The sequence below is a fragment of the Candidatus Aegiribacteria sp. genome (assembly GCA_021108005.1).
Classification (GTDB): domain Bacteria; phylum Fermentibacterota; class Fermentibacteria; order Fermentibacterales; family JCC-6; genus Aegiribacteria.
Genome location: JAIORS010000013.1, coordinates 56,483 through 79,088 on the forward strand (window position 1 = coordinate 56,483; position 22,606 = coordinate 79,088).

Annotated in this window: 20 protein-coding genes; 5 read left to right on the forward strand and 15 right to left on the reverse strand. The window is 48.4% G+C overall.

What is annotated here, in order from left to right:
• Positions 1-2 precede the first annotated feature (2 nt).
• On the reverse strand, positions 3-1,898 hold the full coding sequence (locus K8S15_00910; protein MCD4774592.1) for a BamA/TamA family outer membrane protein: 1,896 nt from the start codon (positions 1,896-1,898) through the stop codon (positions 3-5).
• Positions 1,899-2,274: 376 nt separating this feature from the next.
• Here K8S15_00910 and K8S15_00915 point away from each other — a divergent pair, with 376 nt between their 5' ends.
• The gene (locus tag K8S15_00915) at positions 2,275-3,012 is read left to right on the forward strand and encodes a hypothetical protein (protein MCD4774593.1); all 738 of its coding nucleotides are present in this window, start codon (positions 2,275-2,277) and stop codon (positions 3,010-3,012) included.
• Positions 3,013-3,347: 335 nt separating this feature from the next.
• Here K8S15_00915 and K8S15_00920 read toward each other — a convergent pair whose 3' ends face one another.
• Positions 3,348-5,396, reverse strand: coding sequence for a VWA domain-containing protein (locus K8S15_00920; protein ID MCD4774594.1), 2,049 nt, complete (start codon positions 5,394-5,396; stop codon positions 3,348-3,350).
• Positions 5,397-5,401: 5 nt separating this feature from the next.
• Positions 5,402-6,481, reverse strand: coding sequence for an ATP-binding protein (locus K8S15_00925; protein MCD4774595.1), 1,080 nt, complete (start codon positions 6,479-6,481; stop codon positions 5,402-5,404).
• Between the two features lie 196 nt (positions 6,482-6,677).
• Here K8S15_00925 and K8S15_00930 point away from each other — a divergent pair, with 196 nt between their 5' ends.
• The 4 genes from K8S15_00930 to K8S15_00945 all read left to right on the forward strand — a co-directional run bounded on the left by K8S15_00930 (position 6,678) and on the right by K8S15_00945 (position 9,433).
• Complete coding sequence (locus K8S15_00930) at positions 6,678-7,199, forward strand: hypothetical protein (protein MCD4774596.1); 522 nt, start codon at positions 6,678-6,680, stop codon at positions 7,197-7,199.
• A gap of 120 nt (positions 7,200-7,319) precedes the next feature.
• Positions 7,320-7,565 carry a hypothetical protein gene (locus K8S15_00935; GenBank protein MCD4774597.1) on the forward strand — a complete coding sequence of 82 codons (246 nt, stop codon included), beginning with the start codon at positions 7,320-7,322 and terminating at the stop codon, positions 7,563-7,565.
• A 318-nt stretch (positions 7,566-7,883) separates the two neighbouring features.
• Positions 7,884-9,209: a bifunctional hydroxymethylpyrimidine kinase/phosphomethylpyrimidine kinase gene (gene thiD / locus K8S15_00940; GenBank protein ID MCD4774598.1), complete on the forward strand. Its 1,326-nt coding sequence runs from the start codon at positions 7,884-7,886 to the stop codon at positions 9,207-9,209.
• A gap of 11 nt (positions 9,210-9,220) precedes the next feature.
• Positions 9,221-9,433, forward strand: a complete 213-nt coding sequence (locus tag K8S15_00945) for a hypothetical protein (GenBank protein ID MCD4774599.1) — start codon at positions 9,221-9,223, stop codon at positions 9,431-9,433.
• Between the two features lie 11 nt (positions 9,434-9,444).
• Here K8S15_00945 and fabD read toward each other — a convergent pair whose 3' ends face one another.
• From fabD to K8S15_01005, 12 genes are all read right to left on the reverse strand, one after another.
• Positions 9,445-10,374 carry an ACP S-malonyltransferase gene (gene fabD, locus K8S15_00950; GenBank protein ID MCD4774600.1) on the reverse strand — a complete coding sequence of 310 codons (930 nt, stop codon included), beginning with the start codon at positions 10,372-10,374 and terminating at the stop codon, positions 9,445-9,447.
• Between the two features lie 83 nt (positions 10,375-10,457).
• Positions 10,458-11,753 carry a TolC family protein gene (locus K8S15_00955; GenBank protein MCD4774601.1) on the reverse strand — a complete coding sequence of 432 codons (1,296 nt, stop codon included), beginning with the start codon at positions 11,751-11,753 and terminating at the stop codon, positions 10,458-10,460.
• 20 nt (positions 11,754-11,773) lie between these two features.
• Positions 11,774-12,523 (reverse strand): hypothetical protein, encoded by a 750-nt coding sequence (locus tag K8S15_00960; protein ID MCD4774602.1) that lies wholly within the window; start codon positions 12,521-12,523, stop codon positions 11,774-11,776.
• A complete protein-coding gene (glgA, locus tag K8S15_00965; GenBank protein ID MCD4774603.1) occupies positions 12,520-13,944 on the reverse strand; it encodes a glycogen synthase GlgA in 1,425 nt (474 codons plus the stop codon). The genes K8S15_00960 and glgA overlap by 4 nt, the downstream gene beginning before the upstream one ends.
• Positions 13,941-14,552 carry a DedA family protein gene (locus K8S15_00970; protein ID MCD4774604.1) on the reverse strand — a complete coding sequence of 204 codons (612 nt, stop codon included), beginning with the start codon at positions 14,550-14,552 and terminating at the stop codon, positions 13,941-13,943. Before K8S15_00970 ends, glgA begins: the two co-directional genes overlap by 4 nt.
• Positions 14,549-15,718, reverse strand: coding sequence for a 2-C-methyl-D-erythritol 4-phosphate cytidylyltransferase (gene ispD, locus K8S15_00975; protein MCD4774605.1), 1,170 nt, complete (start codon positions 15,716-15,718; stop codon positions 14,549-14,551). Before ispD ends, K8S15_00970 begins: the two co-directional genes overlap by 4 nt.
• Before the next feature lie 32 nt (positions 15,719-15,750).
• Positions 15,751-16,758 carry a hypothetical protein gene (locus K8S15_00980; GenBank protein MCD4774606.1) on the reverse strand — a complete coding sequence of 336 codons (1,008 nt, stop codon included), beginning with the start codon at positions 16,756-16,758 and terminating at the stop codon, positions 15,751-15,753.
• A complete protein-coding gene (gene radA / locus K8S15_00985; protein ID MCD4774607.1) occupies positions 16,755-18,131 on the reverse strand; it encodes a DNA repair protein RadA in 1,377 nt (458 codons plus the stop codon). The genes K8S15_00980 and radA overlap by 4 nt, the downstream gene beginning before the upstream one ends.
• Before the next feature lie 11 nt (positions 18,132-18,142).
• Positions 18,143-19,498 carry a replicative DNA helicase gene (gene dnaB / locus K8S15_00990; protein MCD4774608.1) on the reverse strand — a complete coding sequence of 452 codons (1,356 nt, stop codon included), beginning with the start codon at positions 19,496-19,498 and terminating at the stop codon, positions 18,143-18,145.
• The gene (locus K8S15_00995) at positions 19,498-20,244 is read right to left on the reverse strand and encodes a uracil-DNA glycosylase (protein MCD4774609.1); all 747 of its coding nucleotides are present in this window, start codon (positions 20,242-20,244) and stop codon (positions 19,498-19,500) included. The genes dnaB and K8S15_00995 overlap by 1 nt, the downstream gene beginning before the upstream one ends.
• On the reverse strand, positions 20,244-21,539 hold the full coding sequence (gene gmk, locus K8S15_01000) for a guanylate kinase (protein MCD4774610.1): 1,296 nt from the start codon (positions 21,537-21,539) through the stop codon (positions 20,244-20,246). Before gmk ends, K8S15_00995 begins: the two co-directional genes overlap by 1 nt.
• Positions 21,532-22,413, reverse strand: a complete 882-nt coding sequence (locus K8S15_01005) for a YicC family protein (GenBank protein MCD4774611.1) — start codon at positions 22,411-22,413, stop codon at positions 21,532-21,534. Before K8S15_01005 ends, gmk begins: the two co-directional genes overlap by 8 nt.
• Positions 22,414-22,606 lie beyond the last annotated feature (193 nt).

The following is a 22,606-nucleotide window of genomic DNA, read 5'->3' on the forward strand; positions in this document are numbered from 1 at the left end:
TTCTAGAAAGCATGACCAATCCCAATGTATATTTTTCCCCTCTTGAGGGAATTTCTCCATGTTGGCGCAAACCCGTAATCAAGCCTTAGAGGCCCAAAAACAGTATGGTAGCGCAGTCCTATTCCCGTTCCAAATCCTGCCGTTTCAAGATCCACCTCTTCAAACGAGTTCCAGAGTCCCCCTGCATCCGTAAAAAGAACAACTCCAAGGTTTCCGGCTACTCTGACCCTTAACTCGAAATTCGAAAGAACCTCAAGCCGCCCCCCTACGGGGTTCCCATCACCATCCTTCGGACCCAGCGAATTGAAAGGATAGCCCCGGACAGTTGTTCCTCCGCCCAGGAAGAACCTTTCATCGGGAGGTATTGTGGTGTCATCACCGTATGGAAACGAACATCCGAGTCTCAGACGACCGGCCAGGATGAAATCATCGTTCATTGGAAAGAACAGCCTGGCTTCGCTGGAAGCTCTGTAATAATCGCTCCCTCCAAGAAATCCTCCTGACAGTTTTCCCTCACCCATCATCCAGTGTCCCCGTAATGGATCAAGCACGGGGCTTCTTGTATCGTGTATGAGAGTTGAGGTTATGCTGGAAGTTGTTCTCCAGTCGGAAGTAGTGAAACTGCTATCAACCCATTCGTTGTACTTCTCATATTCCAGGCTGTAACCGATTGTGAACTTCAGGTGTTCCGAGATGTCCCTGGCGAATGTGGAAGTAATTGAATAACTCCTCTGTCTGATACCGGGTGTGAAAAGGTAGAGGTAGCCCAGTTTCAACTGCCATTTCCATCTTGATGAAAATAGCCAGGGCTCTTCGTAGATAATCTCCGGTTCTATCATCTGTCCTTCCCTGGAACCGATGAATTCCAGGATGCGTATACCAATGGAAAGCCTCTGGTTATTACCCATGATGTTGGGGTGAAGCCATGTGACACTTCCGATAACTGCCGATGGTGATACATAACCTGTACCCAGATCTACTCTCCTGTATCTGGTTTCACTTATAGAGATATCAAGGTCAACGATACAACTGTCATTCTCAGACGGGCTGTAAGCGAATCTGACATCCTGGAACAAACCAAGTCCGTAGATATTGCTGATGGATTGTCTGAGCAGTTCCATATTAAGAGAATCGCCGGGCTGGATCAGTATCTCTCTTGTTATTACCTTTTCGCGGATGGTTTCCAACCCGGTAACTGAAACACTGCCAAGAAACGCCTGCATATTTTCGTCAATATTGCACTCCACAGCACGGTAACCTTTATGTCCGTCGGCCTCACTCATGCTGAGAAGATCGATATCGATGGATGAATAAATGTAACCTCTTTCATTGTAAAGCTTAAGTACGGAATTTCTGAAGGAGAGAGTATCATCCGGTGTTATAGGTTCACCCGGAGACCCGGGATAAACGGTGGCAAGTGAATCTGCAGAATAAATCATCGCACCATTGAATACAAGACCGGAGAGAATGCTTCTGCTTCCGGATTCAACTGAAATTCTGACGATGTTTATCTCATCATCCCACATAGGCCATTGAACGGTTACTTCTGCGTCGAGATATCCCAGATTATTAAGATTAACAACTATACCATCGCTAACCTGTATTGGCGTTATCCTTAGAAGGGATGCTCCAGTCTCAAGACCGGTTCCACTAAGAAGCTTGTGCTCCGAAACGGGATAATCTCCAGAGACATAAATGGAATCCACAACAGGTTCTGTGAAAGAAGCGTATACAGCTGAAGGCAGGATCAGAAGCAGGAATAATGCTGTAAATGCTTTTACATTGAAGTATTGGCTTTGCAGTACGATACTGATTCCTTTCCAGGGGTTTGACAGCTGCAGTATCCGTATAAAGCACAATTGCGCAGAACGGGTACTCGGAAATATACACGTCAGCAAGTATAGTTCCACATATGGTCAAGCATAATCCCAATAAGTGATTCGAGCTAGTATCCTGTCAAGTATTAGATGCCGTTAGTTTGCGAAACTATTCTGCGTTCCTGCAAGGCACTGGTGAAGGCGGTTTGGCACGATATTCGAAGCACTATACAAGAATGGATCTTTTATCGATATTGGTTGTGCAAATGGATATCTGATTGAGAAACTGGATCAACCAGGAATTAGATATAGTATAGAGGAATGGGGCTTTACTCCAAGTGGCGGGAATACATAGAAGATTACTATAGGAGCGATATCGAATTATCACATGAATACAGCGGATTCGCGAACTCACAGCTGATTCAAAGCTATATGCAAAGAAAACGATAGGATACTAATGGAAACTGCTGGATGGATAATTAAATTTCTTGTATTCGTTTTAGGTATTCAGTATCTAATTGGTCCAATTATAGTTTGGTGTACTCAGAAATTGCCGGAGAAATACGTTTTCAGATTAGTGGATTCAAAAAAGTTTCTATCCGAAAGGACTCCCACCTTTATAGCGCTGCATGAAGAAATACAGGATAAAGAATTCGAATATATTGATTCATCCGAGTTGAATATGAGTAACACATCAGTATGCTTCAGTATTTACAATCACTTTGATAAAAAAATAGTATGCACACTGGTAACAGCCCGGAGCGATTCTATTAATACAACTTATATAGAGTTCACACAGCTTTACAAAAATGGTTCCGTTTTAAATGTGTCCAATTCATCAATAATCAATATATACCCGACATCCGAAATGAGGTTATCCTTTAGATTTCCCCAAGTGAATGATTTTGACAAGCTGCTCACATATGCTGAAAAGCTGATTAATTCTAATAAGCAAAACGAACAAAGAATAACTTTCGAAAAAGGTAAGGAATTCGAAACAGTGGAATCATATCTCAATATAGAGTTAAATGAGCTGATAGAAAGGGGGTGGGTACAGTCAAAAGTCGTAACTGGTAACCGACGCCTGACCATCAAGGGAGCACTACTTATGACCTGGAAATCGGTTTGGCCAGTTAAGCAGATATTGAATAGAAGTGATATCGCATATTCAAAGCGAGCAATTGAAAATGCATAGCTGGCAAAAAAGCGCGTTGGCCTTTCAAGGTAGCTCATTCGACGTTAGATCTTGACCAGATTGGGATTCAGTACCGTCACCTCCTGTAGCGGAAAGGAAACTGTAAACAGGCTGCTCCAATAGATCCAGATACAAAGGCTTTGGTTTCAAGTGGATACTCTAACAATCCTGTCATGGCTAACTTTCAGGATTACGGATTCAGAGGTATCATCAAAAAGCCGTTCAATATACGTGAACTGAGCGAGTCCATGCTGAATCTTGTAAGCAACTGAGAAATCCGGCGTGCGGATAGTTTGTTATCTGCCCCCGTCATAATAAAGTCAAAGATTTTGAGACTATCCCCTCAGCCAGGGTGTTGTGCTCGAATACTTTTCGATTTCAAGGTCCAGTGCGGTAGAGATTGTTTTGTATTCATTATCACCGGTCATGGAAGTGATTACCTTCACTATCAGGTTGTCTCTGTCCAGAACACTGGAGGGCATGTGAATCAGCATCCCTCTGGTAACCTTTTCTATGAACCTTGCAAGACGCCTTCCCGGGAAAATTTCCGGACTCGTTATAGATGGGTAATTCATTGGATCGATGATAAGAATGGGTAAATGGGCAGCATCGCACATTTGAGCTTCTTTTCTGACCTCTCCGTAAAGATCGCTCTCGTAAGGGTCCAGGCAGCCTACAGGCAGAGGTTCCGGGGCGCAGTCTGATATTAGAAGGATGAAGCTTCCCGTTTTGCCGGATGTAATGCTGCATCTTTTAAGAGTTCTTCTTGCAGTCGTCAGAGCTTCTGCCAGCGGCGTGTAGCCGGATGAGACCAGTTCCGCAACCCTTCCGTAAACTCGGAGCCTGTTCCTTGTTGGTTTGAAGTGAAGTATAGAACTGCCTTTGTGCATGGAGACCAGCCCCACTTTTGACATGGGATCGAAGTGATCCTCAAACAGAGTCCTGAGTAGTTTGCTTAAACCGAAAAGATAGTTGCTTGATGATTTACTGGCATCAAGAACGATCATAACAACAGCCCTTGGCCGGGAGCTCCTCTCCCAGGCACGCCACCAGCGTTTATCAAGTGGAACCAGGGGAAGCTTTTCCCCTCCTGTGACAGCCGCGATGACCGACTGGTATACATTCATTTTCCCGGCATCTCCGGTTGGAACAACACGTACAGGTTTTCCACGTTCCTGATCAACGGATGGTTTTATCCTGGCGCTTTTCGACCCGAGGGACCCGGGCTGTGAACTTATTGAAATCCTGTCTACAAGTTTCTTGATGGCCCTGCTTTCCATGAACTCGGGGAATTCGGTTGTGAACATTCCATCCTGACTGTCCAGCAGTTTCATCTCTTTGCTCCAGACATTCCCTGTGTCATCATCATTCGAATCCAGGGCTGTAGATACAGAAGCGAAAACTCTGCTTCGGGAATTCCACAGTCGGAGAAGTATATCCGATGCCCCATATTTCGATCCTATGCCCCATCCTGCCTGGAGAGCGCTGACAAGAGCTTTCTCGGATGGGGGTCCCTCGAGTCCACATTTTCGTGTTCTATGGCCTGTCACCAGTACAGCGGCATCCCGGACATCGTCCCACAACACCTTCGTTCGTTCCCGCAGGGAAGCCAGGGCTCCAGCCGCTCTTGTGATAACCATCTCTGGCCTGTGCCCGTCCATCTCCAGATAACTCATCGCGAAAGCTATGGAAGCCAGGGTTCTCACCTTGACTCCCACCCTTGGAAGTCTTCTTCGAGCCTTGATTATCTTCTCTCTTAGAATAGCATCCTTCCGGCGATATTCAGCTGCCGCCTTCTCTCCGAGGTATTCAAATGCAAGCAGCCGCCTGATCAGAGCTTCTCTCTCCTTACCGCTTCCCAGGCTGCCGATTTCCACCGAGAGATCGAAGCGGTCAAGAAGCTGTGGGCGCAATCTGCCCTCATCCGGATCCATAGTGGCAAGCAGTTTGAATCGGCTGGTGGTGGATACTGAAATACCTTCCCGCTCAACGGTCAGTACTCCTCCGGCAGCACAGTCAAGGATAAGGTCTACAAGCCTGTCATTCAGCAGGTTCACATCCTCTATTAGAAGTATTCTGCCGTCTGCCCTTTTCATGAGACCGGGATTCAGCTGTGCTTTTCCTGTACCCAGTATGGCTGAAAGGTCCAGGCTGCCGGTCAGATTCCCCTCGGTGACACCCAATGGAACTCTGACAATGGCCTGGTCAGCATCAAGCTCCGGATGGAGGAAGCGGGTGGATCGCATCAGGACGCTCTTGCCTGATCCTCTTGTCCCCAGCAACAGTACCCCTCCAAGAGCAGGGTCAGTCATAATTATCTGAAGGGCTAGCTTGGCTTTATCCAGGCCCTGTATGGATGAGAATGGAATATCTTTCCCGAGCAAACCCGTCAGTCCCTGTCAGTCAGAATGGTTTCAGGATCGTAATAGCTGCCGCTATTCGACTTCCAGATTCTGGTTGCCTGGGTTTTCACCTGTTCGATAAGTTCTTCTCTGGAGGGAGGCTGGTTCATCCCTCCTGATCTTGTTCGATGACATACGCACAGCGGAGCCACCTTGAGGAGGGCTTCAGAATTCACTTCTGGCTTGTCCTCGAGGGCGGTCCAGGCAATAGCCGCTCTTATCATTACAAGGTCCGGCCTCTGACCGTCGACATTCAGCTCGGACATTGCTTCTGCAACCGTTTCTATTGCTGCACTTGGCAGCTTCACATCATGAAGTCTTGAGCGGGCTGTGGATATGGTTTTCCTTAACCTCAGGACAGCCTTCTCATGAGCACGGCTGAAACGCTTCCGATCACTCTCGTAGGCCAGTGTCCGCTCAATTATCTCTATTCTCATGCCGGGGTCCCTTTCGGTCCTTATGTCAACTGACATCGCGAACCTGTCCAGTATCTGTGGTCGCAGGTTGCCCTCCTCCGGATTCATGGTGCCTATAAGAATGAACCTTGCAGGATGGGTTACTGAAACACCTTCTCTCTCAACCGTGTTGAAACCGCTTGCACAAGCATCAAGAACATCATCGGTGATGTTGTCCGGCAAAAGGTTCACCTCATCAACATAGAGAACCTGATTGTTCGCTCTGGCCATGAGTCCCGGCTGGAATTTCTGCACACCCTCGCGCAGGAGAAGCTCCACATCTATCGTTCCAAGAAGACGATCCTCGGTAACCCCCAGCGGTACCGTTATCAGCTCTGGTCTCAAGCTGATGGGATCCGGAAGATTGCCGTCTTTCAGGGCTTTCCCGCAATCATCGCATAGGAATCCGTCGTTCACTCCCTCACAACCGTACGGGCAGTTTTCAACCACTTTTCGGTCAGGAAGTATATCCGCGAATGAACGGACGAGAGTACTTTTGCCGGTACCCTTCATGCCTGACAGGAGAACTCCTCCCATGCCCGGATCGACCGCCGCTATGGCCAGTGCGAGTTTTGCGTCATCCTGGCCGACTATTCCTGAGAATGGAAACATTTTCTACCTTTCATATTAACCGGGTAACAGTATCCTGAGGATACTGCAAAACTGATTCACATAACATACAGGATTTCCAGCAACGGTTGAACTGATCAGGCCGGATCGATTATTATAGATGCATTAATCATAGATCTGTTAATTCTGAATTATTGTCTTCTCTGAAGATAAACAGAATTCATAAGGAGGGCTACATATGCTGCTCAACTCTATTAGCCTGCAAAGGCAATTGAAGATATCAATAATCCTGTTACTTCTTCCCTCCCTTGCTCCGGCTGACGCCATGGATCCTCCCGATATCCGTACGCAGACTCTTTACGACTACGCTTACGATGCATTTGATGCTAACTTAGAGATAAAACTGCGGATAAGCTCCTATCTCGATTCACTGGAAAGTGAACTGGATCGTCTTAGTATTGAACTGGAAAACTCACTGGTCAACGTCGAGGGAATGTCCAGTCTTTTCAGGGAGAGCCACGAATCCTTTCTTCAATCTGTCTATCTGTGGGCGTCTTTCGCGGAAGAAGTTCAGTGGTACGATCTGGCGGACGGACAGACGTGCTTCGGCAGCGGCATGGGATACACTTTCATGCACATCTCCGCATCCCTGCTATGGGAAAGGATACTTGAATACAGGCAGGTTCTGGACTCGATTCACGAGTACGGAATGTGTGAGTTTCAATATCCCATGGACAGCAGGGACATAGGGGGTTCGTAACAATGGGATCAAGTAACAGTTACTTACTGTCAGCAGTTTACAGGAAAGCTGTTTTTCATAAACTGATATAAGCACTCCGGAGAGATTATCTTAGCTGATCGTAACCCCGAACTTATCTAAATTGAATCCAGATCATATATATCTCGGACGGATTCAAAAAGAATTACGGAATTACGGGAGCGTATTTGGAATGATGTTATTAAGTCGCGCGCTTTTTATGTCGCAGGGGCTTCAATGGCACGTCGTATCGAGGAATACAAAGGTCGAAATGCTCTCATCAAGACGGTCGAGAGCGGACCGCAATCGTTTTTTACAGAATATTCAGCGACTTCGCCACCACAGGACTTACGTATCGAGTTGTCATGATTGTATTCAGTGAAGTGTTCTGCTCCTCCCCCGTCCCTGGAGCTAACTGGTGAATGTCATGACATTCAACCCGACAATTGATTGGGCGGTATGAGGGAACGTAAAGAAAAACCTGCAAAGCTTCCAGGTGCGGGACTCTTCGAGAAACCGATAACTCGTAGCGAAGATGATAACCAAACCATATACCGAGCATGAATGAATATCCATATTCTGATGAAATGGAATACCATCCAAAGAATTCATCAGTCTTTGCTTTCTTGACGATGTGGAACTGTCTCTGATATTATCATCTCAGGAAAAATTCAACCGGATAGAGAATTGAGGTTATATCGCGTGAATGAAGTGCTGCTTTTTATCGGGGGAACGGATCCCAGCGGCGGGGCGGGATTGCCTGCTGACCTGAAGACGGCCTCAGCCATGGGCTTTCACGGGTGCCTGGCAGTCAGCGCGGTTACCGTTCAGAACAGCGGAAACGTTCTTTCATGGGATGCTGTTGATTCTGCAAAGCTGGTTGAACAACTCACGGCTGTATGCGATGACGGCCCGGTTGCGGGTGTTAAATCGGGGATGCTGGGAAGCAGGGAGAACGCTTCCGCCCTGGCCGGATTTATCAGAAGAAATCTGAGAGGTATACCGTACGTTCTTGACCCGGTTCTCGCAGCGGGCGGAGGAAGTTCCCTTGTAAGCAGCGGCATGACCGAGCTTCTAAAAAGTGAACTCGTACCCCTTTGCACTCTCTGCACTCCAAATATCGATGAAGCGGAAGTTCTTTCCGGAATAGCAATCGACAATGAAGAAGACATGATCGAAGCCGGGAAGATCATTATCCGCATCGGCGCAACGGCTGTGCTTGTCAAGGGAGGCCATCTACCGGGGAATCCTGTGGATATACTGGTGACGAAAGAAGGTAATGTAAGGTTCGGTGGCTCCAGAATCACCGCTGAGAATGTACATGGAACCGGCTGCACACTGGGCTCAGCCACTGTTGCATTGCTTGCCGCGGGATTCAGCATGGAATCCGCTGTCACGGACGCAAAGCGGTTTGTAAGAAGAGTTATCTCCAGAAGGATCAGAAGAGTACATGGGTACCTTCCTGGCCATTTTCCGGAAGCGGGTCCCCTGCCTATAGCACCTGATGGCAGTGCATTCTACCTCCCTCCTGCCTACTGCCAAATGTGTGGCGCTCCCCTTGGCAAATTATCGGGAGAACACGGACATCTATTCTGCAGAAAGTGCGGCTTCGTCCATTACAGGAATCCTCTCCCCGCAGTGGCTCTGATGGTTCACGATCACGAGAAAATACTGCTTGTAAAAAGGGCGGTTCCACCCAAAAAAGGGATGCTGTCCCTTCCCGGTGGTTTCCTGGAAACAGGAGAGACTCCTGCTGAATGCGGCTTCCGCGAACTGCTGGAGGAAACAGCGCTTCGTGCAAAAAAAAGCAGACTGATGGAGCTGGAAACCGACATGACTGCCTACGGAGGAATTCTTCTTGCTGTTCTGGAGGTAACGGACTGGGAAGGTACACCAGTTGCGGGAGACGACGCATCAGAAGTTCTATGGAGTCCAATCAGGGAGGTTCCTGATCTGGCATTCAGTGCACATAATAGGCTTGTGGAAAAACTAGTAAACACTTTGTACAGCTGAAAGGAGACATTATGGCGATGGTGGAATGCGCCTGGTGCAAGGGAACCGGTATAGATGGCGTGGGAAACTCTCCCTGTGATATCTGCGGTGGCGACGGGCACCTTAACGTTCCTGATCCTCCCACAAAATGCGGAAGATGCAAGGGAACAGGAAGAATAAGAAATGATGTTACAGAAGAGGTTTCAAAATGCTCCGGCTGTGAAGGGTCCGGCTGGGCCAGCTGACCGATTAACCTTTATGTAAAAGCTTTCAGGGTTTCCTCAAGGGCTTCTCTGTCGTGGGTTCCGTAAACGATAACATCCTTCACTCTTTTCATAAGTCCCTGAAGAACTTTCCCGGGACCTACTTCAATGAAGGTATCGAATCCGTTTTTCTGAAGCTTCTTGATAGAATCGGCCCAGAGAACGGGTGATGTTACCTGTTCCGTAAGTAACCGTTTTGCCTCGTCACCACTTCGGATGAGGTCGGCGGTGACATTCGCTACTACCGGTATTTCGGGCTCGTAAAAGCCAGCGTCATCGAGTGCGCCCTCGAGCCCCTTGGCTGCATCCTTCATAAGAGGTGAATGCCAGGCTCCGGAAACCTGCAGCGGTATTATCCTTCTGGCGCCCTTTTCCTTGCACAGCTTTCCAGCTCTGTCAAGAGCATCTCTCGATCCGGAAATAACAACCTGTCCTTCCGCATTAACGTTTGCTATTCCAACAGGGCCTATGGAAGATGCTTCTTCAACACATTCCCTGGCTTCATCAAGACCTATCCCTATAAGGGCCAGCATTCCCCCGGGATGCCTGTCCGCGCATTTCTGCATAAGCTCACCCCTGATGCGGGTAAGCTTGGCTGCTATTCCGGGAAGCAGCACGCCTGCGGTCACCAGTGCGGCGTACTCACCGAGGCTGTGACCGGCAGTACCCTCCGGCTTCACTCCAGCTGCTACAAGAACGTTCATTGTAGCTATGCTGATCATTGTGATGGCTGGCTGTACATTGTCTGTTCTGGTTAGAATATCGGGCGGTCCTTCGGAAATGATTTCACTCAATTTATGGACACCGGTCATTTCATCGATCCTGTTAAGAAAATCCACAGCATCCGGATACTCTCTAAGGAATTTATCCATGCCTACACTCTGTGATGCCTGCCCGGGAAACAGAAAAGCTAATCTTCCCATTAAATCCTCCTAACAATAGCGGGAAACAACTTATCGAAATTCTATATAACAATATCAGGCAAACGCAACCCCTGTGATTTTACTTATTCCCCCACTCTTGGATTCCGCCCGAGAAGAACCAGCAATCTCGCTTCAGCTATCAGGCATGATGTTCTGGAAGACTCAACGGATGCTTCAGCTGAAGTAACTCCTGATTGGGCATCAAGCAAGTCAAGAAGAGAGATACTTCCGAGGTCGTAACTCATATTGGATAGCCTTAACTTCTCGTTTGCCTGGTTAAGAACCTGAAGTGAGAGTTCCCAGCTCCTGATTGCACTGATAAGGTTACTTTGGGAAGTCAATATAGAACTTCTTATCGAATTCAGAAGGGCCTCATGGGATGCCTGCTGCCTGAGAAAAGAAGCCCTGGAAGATTGGATGATGCTCTCACGGTTAAATCCGTCGAAAAGGGTCCAGTTCAGAGAAAGAGAAACCTGCCAGCTGTCTTTGTTGGAAAAATCCTCAAAATCAAGTTCATCATTACTCCAGTTCCAGCTTCCCGCTCCATTCAGCGAGGGCCAGTACGAACGTCTGCTGGCTTCGTAAGTATAACTCGTCGCTGTGAGTCTCTCCTGAGAAGAGGCAGCTGCTTTGCTGCCCGATATATCAAGGCTGTAGTTCATAGCAGTGGAGATGGAAACCGGCTGCAGCACAGCATTTGTGTTAACGGTATGCTCCGAGCCAATTACACCGGCAGCCTGATATAAAGAAATATAGGAATTGGAAACCGCCTGCTCTTTCTGAAGCAGAGCCAGGCTGTCAGAACTCTGCTGAACCTCGGCCTGTATCAATTCGAGGTTCGTGGCTCCTCCGATCCTGTAAAGAGCCTCCGTCCTCCTGAGCTGTTCGGTACTTCGCTCCAGAGCTCTTTCTGAAGAAGCCTGCAGCTGCACTGTCTCTATCACACCGTAATACGCCGTTATGATGTCCATGGTCAGATCAAGCCTGGCCTGATCCATATCGAACCGCGAGGCGTCAAGAGAATGCCTGCTCCCGGACATTCGCAGCCAGCTGCTTCCACCGGATGCCAGGATTTCCTGAGAGGCGCTGGCGGACATGGACCATGATGAATTGTCAGTGTCCGAATAACCCCCGGACATATCTGAGACAGAATTCCATGAATGGCTGGCGGTCGAACTAAAACTCAGCCGCGGCCAGAGAAAGGATTCCGAAGATGTAAGGGATGCTTCGGCAGACATCAGATCGACTGACGAAATAGTGATGTCAGGTGAATTTTTCATTGCCACTATAACCCATCCTGAAAGATCAAGTGACAGTGAATCGGCCTGTGCGAAAAGAACTGAAATAATCAAAGGCAGGAGAAATACAGCTTTCCTCATTCTAAAACGCTCCCTTTCCGTTACGCTTCCGGCGCGAACATCACCGGCAGAGAGATAAGCAGAATCCCGATAGTATACATGGAAAAGCTAAGACGTATCCCCCATGACCGGCTGCGACGCAGCATCGCTGCAAGACCTCTTCCCCATAGAAACATAGCAATTATGGAAGGAATATCTACACTCTCCAGGAATCTATATATGAACACATGAATACGCGACGGGTCAACAACATCAACCGGAACAAAACACGACAGGTTAAGCCTGACGGAAGGCGGAATATCAAGTAATGAAACGAACAGTATCAGCAGCACCCCCGTAAGCATGTACGCAGACTGGGAAAGCATGGAAGATGTCAGGAAATCAGTGACTTTACCAACCTTTTTATTCTCTACAGCATAAACCGTCCCGAATGCGGCCAGAGCAGCAAGCAAAGCGATAATACCCCTCTCCACAAGCCTGGCCATAGGAAGGCTCTCGGTCATGCGTTTCATCTCACCAAGTTCACTGGAGATAACGCTGTCAGCCCGGGTAGCAGTAAATCCTTCTTCTATTAGTTCGGGCTGTCTCTCACTTCGCCATTCAGTTTCAACTTCCTCCCAGTTAATCAGCAGAGCAGGTATGTAACCGACCGCGGATATCACAATCACGACAGCGATCATCACGATTCCGGCAGTTCTTATGTTCAGAAGCAGAGAATAGGCTTTATCCGTTCTCCAGAACTGAGTGAATACAGCAAGCAGCGATTCGGTCGTGTTTTCTGGAATTTTCATCGTGCCTTTCTTGTCTTTACTGCCCTGGAATATACGTTCTCGTAGGGTAATATTCTGCTTTTCCAGGAATTGTCCCGTCTCATGCACTTTTTCACGAGCCAGGCCCATCTGTTCTTGCTTCTGTAGTACTCCCCGGCTCGAAGGATACAGTCAAATAATCCCTGGGGATCAGCCTCCTTCATTACAAAACCAAAGCCGCCATCTTTCTCATCGATAACTGTATCCGCAAGCCCTCCTGTACGGTTAACCAGAGGGACAGCGCCGTATCTCATTCCCATCATCTGTGCCAGGCCGCAGGGCTCAAATCTGCTCGGCATCATTACAATATCACAGCCGGAAAATATCTGTCTGGCCATAGCTTCATCGTACCTTAGAGTTACCGATACTCTGCCGGGATGTTCCAGGGCAATCTCAGAAAGCCTTGTCATGTAATAATTGTCACCGGTTCCCAATATTACGAAGTTGAAGCCCCTGTCAGCCAGTCTGCCGATAATGGGAAACAGAAGGTCAAGTCCCTTCTGCCTGGTCAGCCTTGAAACAACTCCAACCGTCAGGCCTTCACTGACCGGGTCAAGACCAAGTGAATTCAACAGCGCTTTTCTGCATTTCCTTCTGGGTGAAATAGAATCCGCACTGTAAGCTGAGGATAGAACCTTATCAATCTCCGGATTCCACGAATTGTAATCTATGCCATTCAGTATCCCGGTAAGGTTATCGGAACGATCACTGAGCAAACCATCAAAGCCCTCACCGAATTCCGGTCTCTGTATCTCTTTCGCGTAGGTTTCGCTTACGGTTGTAACCTGATCGGCGTAAACGATACCGGCTTTGAGAAAACTGAACTCTCCATAGAACTCCAGTCCTTCCATCGTGAGCAGCGACCAAGGAAGGTGAGTGCAGTCGTATACTTCCTGGGGGTAATTTCCCTGAAATAACAGGTTATGAATGGTGAATACAACCGAAGGCTTAATGGAATTTCTGAGGTAAGCGGGGATAAGTCCAGTCTGCCAGTCATGACAATGGAGTACATCCGGCGGCTCACCAAGACTTTCGGAGAAAGCTACAACCGCCCTGCAGAAAAAGGCGAATCTTACCGCGTTGTCATCGTATGCGGATGCATCATCCGGGCCGTATATCCCCGGTCTGTGAAAGTATTCATCTTTGCTTACAAAATAAACCGGTACGCTGCTTCCGGGTATAATCGATTCAGCAAGGCCGAATTTTTCTCCCGCGGAGGTTGAAAACCTCCCGCTGATCCATCTGAAATCGACGAGTTTCTCAATATCACGGTAGAGGGGCATTACTACGCTTACATCATGACCCGCGTTTTCCAGGGCTATTGGCAGTGAACCGGTTACACCGGCCAGCCCCCCGGTGCTGACAAAGGGATATACTTCGGAGGCGGCAAATAGTATTCTCATCCTTTTTCCTTCCTCCCGCGGACCCTGATAACAAGAAAAATGAGCAGAGCGAGGGCAAGGACAACCCATATCCATATCTCAAAATGCCTCATGAATCCCTCTGCGGCCTGTATGTTGTTCCCGAAAACCGAACCTGCTATCGAGAGTATCGTGTACCATGCTATGGCGCTGAAAGCCACAGGAATCACGGCCAGGGCAAACCGCATACCCGAGGTTCCCGCCATGAGCACGAGCAGTGATCTTACCCCCGGAATGAATCTGCTTGCGGCAAGTACAATTGTACCATGGCTTGCGATCAGTTCTTTTGCTCTGTTGACCTTTTCCGGTTCCACCTTCCTTTTTAGCCAACCTTCAACGAATTGCTTTCCCGGTTTATGACCGAGGTAGAACACTATACAGCTGGCTATAAAGCAACCGGTAACTCCGTAAAGAGCTGCCAGGAGAAGAGGTAAGCCGCTTGAAACGGTCCAGCCTGAAACAACAATGAAGAGAATGTCGCCGGGAAACGGAGGAAAAATGGTTTCAACAAAAGCAATCAATCCAAGGAGTGGTCCGGCCCAGGCGCCGGGCGGATTATTCGCAAGGTATTCAAGTATTCTTTCTATCAATGATTCCCAATCGCTGCAGTGTCAGTTCTCCTTGCGATTCTGGCCATTACCATGCAGCCCAGACCTTTTCCTTTTCCAATATCGCCAAGTGTATTTGTGGATGTTCCCTTTACCCATATCCTCTCCGGTTCAACACCGACTATGTCAGCTATCCTGTTAATCATGGTGTTTCTGAGAGGAGCGATCTTCGGGAAATCTGTAATAACGGTTACATCGATCTGGCTTATCCTCCAGCCCTCTCCGCGAACAAGGTCACAGGTCTTTTCCAGAAGAACTGCGCTGTCCGCACCCTTCCATCTGTCATCATCCGGAGGAAAGAACACTCCGATATCGCCCAGCCTTGCCGCAGAAAGAAGAGCATCCGCAACAGCATGCAGTACAGCATCTCCATCGGAATGACCCGAAAGACCAAATTCCGATTCAATATGGCAACCGCCGACAAAAAGAAGAATTCCTTTTTCAAAAGGATGAAAATCAAGACCTGTTCCGGTTCTGTTTTCCATACTCCCCCCCGACAGAGATTCAATGATCATAAGATCTTCCGGATCCGTAAGCTTCATATTCTCTGGTTCCCCGGCCACTGCAAGTACTTCATAGCCGGCAAGTTCCATTGCCGCACACTCATCGGTTACCTCATCAGCGTTTTTGAGAACCCGCAGAATATTGTCAAGGATAAAACCCTGTGGTGTCTGGCTCATTCGTAGATTGTTCCTTGAAACGGTGCCGCTCACGAGAGAAGATGGTGTTACTTCCTTCACCGTATCCCTTATGGGAATAACGGGCACTGCAGCCCCCGAGTCAATTACACCCTTCATGACATTCCTGATAATAGAAGCTGAAACGAGAGGTCTCGCGGCATCATGGATAAGCACACTGCTGGAAAAATCCAGGGCTTCGAGGCCGGCAAGAACTGAGTCCTGTCGCCGAAGGCCCCCCGAAACGGTCTTTATACCTGCCGGTGGTTTCCAGAACGATTTCCATAGAGCGGTGTCACCCGGGGTAACCACAACGATCTCTCCGATTTCATCGATGGCTGAAAAAGCATTGATCGACCACTCAACGAGGGATACTTCATGAAGTCTGAGAAACTGTTTGGGTACGCCTGAACCGAATCTTGTTCCTGATCCGGCAGCTACTATTACAACACCCCAGGTTTTCTTCTGCATAAGATTCAGCTCTTCAGTATTCTCCCTGCCCGTCAGTCATCAGTTCCGGTGACGCTGTCATCCTTGTTCAGCTTGGCGAAGACCATAGTTCCACCTGATGACCTGAAAGTTGTATGAGCCTGAACTTCAACGCTGTTGCCCAGCATACTCTCGGCATCCTCTACTACTATCATAGTTCCGTCGTCCATGAAACCTACAGCCTGTTTGGGGTTTCTTCCCTTCCTGACCAGCCTTATGGACAGAACCTCTCCCGGTAATGTCACAGGCCTGGAAGCAGGCCCCACCTCTTCAAGGTTGATAACGTGATTGCCCTCTTTTATGGCTATATCAAGAACATCTCTGTCGCTGCTCAGGAGGGATACTCTTTCCTTTCTGATATACTCAAGCATGCGGAAGCGTTCTCTTTCCTGCTTCCCGAAGTCCTTGTATTCAAGACCTCCCGATTTTCCTGCGGCATCCTCGAGCCTTTCAAGAGTTTCCATACCTCTTCTACCTCGGCCCCGTTCAATTATATCGTCTGAATCAGCCATTTCCTCAAGCTGGTTCTTTATTGAAGCCGGTAGAATGAAGGGTCCTCTGATAAGCCCGGCGAGCAGCATATCCGCAACCCGGCCATCGATGACTGCGGAAAGGTCAACCAGAACCGGTGTAGCAGCCTTTTCTTCTTCTTCGGTAGTCTGCATCAGCCCAAGCTTTTTACCCTTTGTGAATGCCACATGACCGAATACGTACGCAAATGCGAAAGGTATCATAATAAGCGGCGTAACGCCGGATTCAGATGGAGAGAGATTCCCCATGCGCAGGGCCAGTATAACAAGAATACCTGCGACAAGCCCGATAATCGCTCCTACAGTTGTATAAATAATTTCATCTGCGGGAATCCTGACGAATACGATCTGCAGGATAACGGCAACTATGCCTATCCCGAGACCAGTAAGTCCGAACCATGGGGAGGGCGAAAGCCCATCGAATGCGAATGTCCCCAATAGGCCGAGAACAAGAATGAAAAGTATACGTACTTCCCAGCCTGATGTTTTCATAACCAGTTTCCTCCTTTTTCCTTTTTATTGGAGAGAAGATTTTCGATGGAATCAATTAAACTGATAAAACCTTCTGCTCCACTGCCAGCCTTTTCCGCATCATCCGCGGAGCCGGCCAGCCCTGAAAATCCCAGGCTGAGAGCCTCTCTCAATCTGAGATCGAAATGTGTCACCGGCCTGAGTTCTCCGCCAAGCCCTATTTCGCTGCTGACGGTAATGCCCTCTTTCACCGGTTTTTCCAGTCTGCTGGAAGCAACTGCAAGACAGACCCCGAGATCAGCTCCGGGGTCGGCAAGACTGGCGCCTCCAGCAACGTTTACATAGACATCCTGATTGCCAAGATCCATCCCGCATCTTTTTTCCAGCACCGCAAGAAGCATCGGCAATCTGCGCGAATCCATACCGTTAACACTTCTCTGTGGATACCCGTACCTTGTAGTACTTGTTAAAGCCTGAACCTCTACAAGAAATGGTCTCGTTCCCTCCATGACAGCTGTAATAACAGTTCCTGTACGAAGGGCGTTATCCCTCCTGAGGAAATAGGCTGATACTTCGCTTACGCTTCGCAGCCCTTCCCTGGTCATCTCGAACACACCAAGCTCATTTGTTGAACCAAAACGGTTCTTGGCGGCTCTGAGAAGACGGTAGACCCGATCTCCTTCACCCTCGAAATATATAACAGAATCAACAAGGTGTTCCAGAACTTTCGGCCCCGCAAGTGAACCGGCTTTGGTTACATGACCAACTATGAAAGCGGTTAAACCCTTTGTTTTGCATTCTCTTATAAGCTCCGAAGTGCAGTGCCTCACCTGCGAAACTGTACCGGGAGCACTGGCGAGGTCTGCGGAGTAGAGCGTCTGGATGGAATCAACCACCACGAGGGAGCAGCCTGCGCTCTCCAGGTTGCTTAGGACAGTATCAAGGTTCGTTGTGGCAAGAACTATCACGTCATTCCGCACCGAATTAATTCTGCGTGCCCTCTGAGCGATCTGTTCGGGGGACTCCTCTCCGGTTGAGTAAAGTACTTTTTCTCCTCTGTCTGAAAGAGCGGCGGAAAGCTGAAGCATAAGGGTACTTTTTCCGATTCCGGGTTCTCCTCCGATAAGATTCACCGATCCTTTGAGAACACCTCCACCCAGAACTCTGTCAAGTTCTTCAATACCCGTTTTTAATCTTTCCCCGGAGATTTTCGGGATTTCAGAGAGGGGAACCGGGTGAGTAACGATCCCTCTGGAAAGTGGTTTTCCGGAAACTTTTACAACGACTTCTTCTACCATTGTATTCCATGCTCCGCAATGGGGACATTTCCCGGACCACCTTGCCGTATTGCCTCCGCACTCGTTACAAATGAAAATAGTCTTCTTTTTGGCCAAGCTGCCCCTAACTACTCTAACCCGTCCTGGTCAACAGGGAAAAATCGAGTGATATCAGCTTTGAAAATAAGGTCAATCATGCCCAGGGGGCCGTTTCGCTGTTTTCCTATTTTCAGCACAGTCTCTCTTCTTAGAAAGTCAATCTGACCTTCATATTCCCCGTCCTGATCGGCATGTATTTCAGGCTGATGAAGGAACATTACCAGGTCGGCATCCTGTTCGATAGCACCGCTTTCCCGCAGGTCGCTGAGCCTGGGGGTACCGCTTCTTTTTGTAGCCATACGGCTCAACTGGGAAAGCGCCATCACGGGAAGTTCCATCTCCTTGGAAAGCGCTTTTAGATCGCCAGTAATGCGCGCGATCTCCTGCTGTCTGTTCTCGGAGTTTCCATCGCTGCGCATGAGCTGAAGATAATCGACGAAGACCATGCAGAGATCTTCCCGCCTTTTGAGGCTTCTAACCTTTGCCCTCACCTCCATAGAACCTATACCGGCCTTGTCATCGATAAATATCTTCATTCTCTGGAGCCTGTCGGCGGCTGCCTGTAGATCGTACCAGGCATTCTGGGAAAGGGTCCCCTCGATAATTGGTTTTGTACCTATGTGGGCATCGGCGCAGAGCATTCTCTGAGTAAGTTTCGCATCGGACATCTCCAGGCTGAAAATAGCTACAGCCCTTTCCGTTTCGCTTGCGATATGTGTCGCCATATTCAATGCCATACTTGTTTTGCCTATACCGGGCCTCGCTGCAAGAATGATCAACTCACCAGAATGAAATCCCGTAGTCATTTTATCCAGTTCGGTGAACCCTGTGGAAAGTCCGGTGACGTAACCCTTGGTATTCCTGAGGTTCTCAAGTTCTTCGATACCCCTGGAAACAAGCTGTGCTAAAGGCTTGAACTCACCCGAAGCCCTTGTTTCGGTAATCGCCATGATCTTGCTGGCGGCTGCGTCAAGAACGTTCTCTACATCATCGGTTCCTTCGAGAACTTCGTTGATATTCTCCCTGCTGACCTTGATGAGCTGACGAAGCATGGCCTTGTCCTTGATTATCTTTATGTACTGAAGCACATTCGAAAGCAGGGGAATGTCATCGGTAAGAGAAGCGATGTACTCTATACCTCCGGCCTCTTCCAGAATTTTTTTTCTCGATAATTCCTCGCCAACAGTAACCATATCCGTTACGCTGTTTTTTGAGTCAAGATCACGGCAAGCCTGGAAGATTCTTCTGTGTTTACGGTCGAAAAAATCGTTTGTGTTAAGGCCATCAAGGGCTTCAACAGCAAGTTCCTGATCGAGAAGCATAGCTCCCAGAACGCTCTTTTCAGCATCCAGGCTATGTGGAGGTCTGTGTCCCTTTTCATCCATTATGCTCTATCCTTACCGGCTCTGGGAAGATTCAATTCATCGAGGAGTTTCTTAAGCTTTTTCATATCATCCCATACAGGCCTTTTCAGGGCCTGAGTTCGCAGAAGGGCAGCCGGATGATAGGTGGGAAGAACCGGTATATCGCCATATCTGTGAATGGAACCTCTGAGTTTTCCTATACCCTCTTTGCTCCCGGTCATCGTTCTGCTGGCAGGCGCGCCAAGGGATACTATAATACCCGGTTTCATTATCCGTATCTGTTCTTCCAGTATCCACCAGCAGGCTGCAACTTCATCCGGTGAAGGATTTCTGTTACCGGGGGGTCTGCATTTAACAATATTCGTTATGTACACCGAATCCCTGTTCAGGTCGATGGCCTCCAGTATTTTATCCAACAGCTTCCCCGCTCGGCCAACGAATGGTTCGCCCTGAATATCTTCGTTGGCTCCGGGTCCCTCACCGATGAAAAGGATTCCAGCCGAAGGGTTGCCTCCACCGAAAACAATCGAATTTCTCTTTTCACACAGACGACAGGCCTGGCAGTCGCCAACCCTTGATGTAAGCGCTTCAAGTCCCTCAGGTATATTTCCGCCTTTTTCACCTGTTACCGAAGGGGTCTTTTCTCCTTTCAGCTCTGAAATCCATTCAGGAAGTACAAAAATGTCATCAATACCAAAGCTGGCTACCGAATTCCAGAAAGGGTCAGCTCTGCCTTTCGGAGCAAGTGTATTCCTGTCGTCAGCCATTAACATTCACTGCCTTTCATTAAATATCTTCCCATGGCTGCTGCCAGCAGTTCGGCAATATACCTTTTCGAGAATCGTTTGACCTCTTCGGAACTGCCGTTACTGAAAATAAGCTTCCCCTGGTTGGAGGATACCTCCATTCCAGCTCCGGGAATGTCCCCCGGATTGAAGAAAACGGCAGATGCCCCCTTCCTCTTCATTTTTCCAATGGCTCTTTCTTCTCCGCCGGAGCCGAATTCAAGGGCAAAAGCCATCACCGGACACATACCTTTCACTGACCTGTGCAGTTCTTCAAGTATATCGGGAGTTGCCTCAAGTTCAAGCTCTACGGTTCCCGCTCTTTCGGTTTTACCATCAAGAAAGCTTGATGGGCTGAAATCGGATACTGCCGCTGCCATTACAAGCAAGTCAGCCTTTTCAACTTCACCGATAAGGATATCAAGCATTTCCCGCGCCGTTTCAACGGTAACGATATCCGTTCCGGAGGGATCTGAATTGCAGGCAGGCCCGGTAACGAACAGAACATCAGCTCCGGCATCACGAAATGCCTCCGCCATACTGCAACCCATAAGACCGCTGGATCTGTTGGAAATGAACCGAACCCTGTCAAGCGGTTCCCTTGTGGGGCCGGATGTTACTATTACCCTTCTCCCCTCCCAGTATTCAAGCCCCCTGAAAGAGTCGGGAGAAAAAGCCCTGACTTCGCGAGGAAAAACCGTATTCTCCAGTTTCAGCTTCTCGCCTTGGATTATCGCTTCAACCTGTATCAGGGAGTCTTCGAGACTATCGTTACGTATGTAATAATCGAAAGAACCGATCCAGCCTGTTTCCCTTGCCGCGGTTTCCATCCTCCTTCGAACGACATCAGGATCATCCGTATTTCTGGATATCAACCTGCTGCGGAGTACATCCGGAGAAGACGTCAGAACGAAGATGAGTATTGAAGCCGGAAAAGCTTCCTTAACCTGAAGCGCTCCCTGAACGTCTATATCAAGGATAACACTTGCCCCTCGGGATAGTTCTTTTAAAACCCAATCTTTTGAAGTTCCATAAAGGTGTCCATGAACCTCCGCGTATTCAAGGAAATAACCGTCATCAATTCTCTTCTGGAATTCATCCCTGCCTGTAAAGAAGTAGTCCACCCCATCCTTCTCCGAACCCCGCGGTGGTCTTGTCGTTGTTGAAATTGAGAATACCGCGGAACTGAACGTATCAACAAGGTGATGGGCAAGCGTAGTTTTACCGGCTCCCGAAGGCCCCGCAATAACTATCAGCTGCCCGGTCGCGCTACTCAATGTTCGCAGCCTGTTCTTTAAGTGAAGACAGTATGTTCTTCATTTCGATAACTCGCAGTGACTGTTCCGGATCGTCAACTTTCGCTCCCATCGTGTTCAGCTCCCGATGTATTTCCTGAATAAGAAACTCCAGCTTCCGTCCGATGGAATGGTCGGTAGAATCAAGGATTTCAAGGACATGGTCAAGGTGGCATTTCAGCCTCTGGACTTCCTCGGTTACGTCAGATCTGTCCGCCATGAGAGCGAGTTCCTGCATCAAGCGGTTTTCATCCAGACTGACATCGTCCAGAAGTTCGATTATTCTTTCCTTAAGACGCCCGTACCTTTCCTGCACCGATTCCTTTTGACGGGCAAGAACGGGAGCAGCCAGTTCCCTGATACTTTCGAACCCCTCGCGAAATAAGGGAGCAAGTGCGGCTCCCTCCCTGCGGCGGCTTTCCCGGAGTTCATTAAGAGCCTCAGTCATGGATGATCTGAACGCATTCGTCAGTTCACCGCGGTCAAGCATGGAAGGTTCAGCTGTTCTTACAACTCCAGGGAGATTGAGAAGCTCCCCCGCTGAAATCCCTTTGATGTGTTCGTTATCCTTGATGAGAAGCTCTGCGGTTGTAATGTACTGCCTTGCTGATTCTATATTGATAGATACTGACGAACCTTCTGAGCCGCCAAGTTCAATGGAAACATCCAGCCTGATGCGTCCTCTGTCGAACATCTCTTTGATGGTTTTTCTGACTTCGGGCTCCATACCGGAGAATACTTCGGGCAGCTTCAGGGAAATACTCAGGCTTTTATGATTGACCGATTTCGCTTCAACCGTCAGTGTATAATCGTCACCAGCAGTCTCAGTCCGGCCGAAGCCTGTCATTGATTCCATAAGATATCCTTCCGGAAATACGGGGTCGGACTTCATTTGCGACACTTACAAAAATAAAAAATTCCAGAAAGCACATATAGAAATATATTTCATGCTTGTCAACGAACTGAAAAGCAGATATCTATTTTTGTATTCTACCTTGAAAATGAATTATCAGGAAAAGTAGAACTGCTGATGAGAACTTGACTGCAGT

Bases quoted from the DNA above. Each gene is read 5' to 3' on its own strand.
- K8S15_00930 (MCD4774596.1), top strand. From the start codon at position 6,678: ATGCTGCTCAACTCTATTAGCCTGCAAAGGCAATTGAAGATATCAATA.
- K8S15_00980 (MCD4774606.1), bottom strand. From the start codon at position 16,758: ATGAAAACATCAGGCTGGGAAGTACGTATACTTTTCATTCTTGTTCTC.
- fabD (MCD4774600.1), bottom strand. From the start codon at position 10,374: ATGGGAAGATTAGCTTTTCTGTTTCCCGGGCAGGCATCACAGAGTGTA.
- K8S15_00925 (MCD4774595.1), bottom strand. From the start codon at position 6,481: ATGTTTCCATTCTCAGGAATAGTCGGCCAGGATGACGCAAAACTCGCA.
- K8S15_00960 (MCD4774602.1), bottom strand. From the start codon at position 12,523: ATGAAAATTCCAGAAAACACGACCGAATCGCTGCTTGCTGTATTCACT.
- K8S15_00915 (MCD4774593.1), top strand. From the start codon at position 2,275: ATGGAAACTGCTGGATGGATAATTAAATTTCTTGTATTCGTTTTAGGT.
- K8S15_00945 (MCD4774599.1), top strand. From the start codon at position 9,221: ATGGCGATGGTGGAATGCGCCTGGTGCAAGGGAACCGGTATAGATGGC.
- ispD (MCD4774605.1), bottom strand. From the start codon at position 15,718: ATGCAGAAGAAAACCTGGGGTGTTGTAATAGTAGCTGCCGGATCAGGA.
- K8S15_00995 (MCD4774609.1), bottom strand. From the start codon at position 20,244: ATGGCTGACGACAGGAATACACTTGCTCCGAAAGGCAGAGCTGACCCT.
- dnaB (MCD4774608.1), bottom strand. From the start codon at position 19,498: ATGGATGAAAAGGGACACAGACCTCCACATAGCCTGGATGCTGAAAAG.
- K8S15_00955 (MCD4774601.1), bottom strand. From the start codon at position 11,753: ATGAGGAAAGCTGTATTTCTCCTGCCTTTGATTATTTCAGTTCTTTTC.
- K8S15_01005 (MCD4774611.1), bottom strand. From the start codon at position 22,413: ATGGAATCAATGACAGGCTTCGGCCGGACTGAGACTGCTGGTGACGAT.
- glgA (MCD4774603.1), bottom strand. From the start codon at position 13,944: ATGAGAATACTATTTGCCGCCTCCGAAGTATATCCCTTTGTCAGCACC.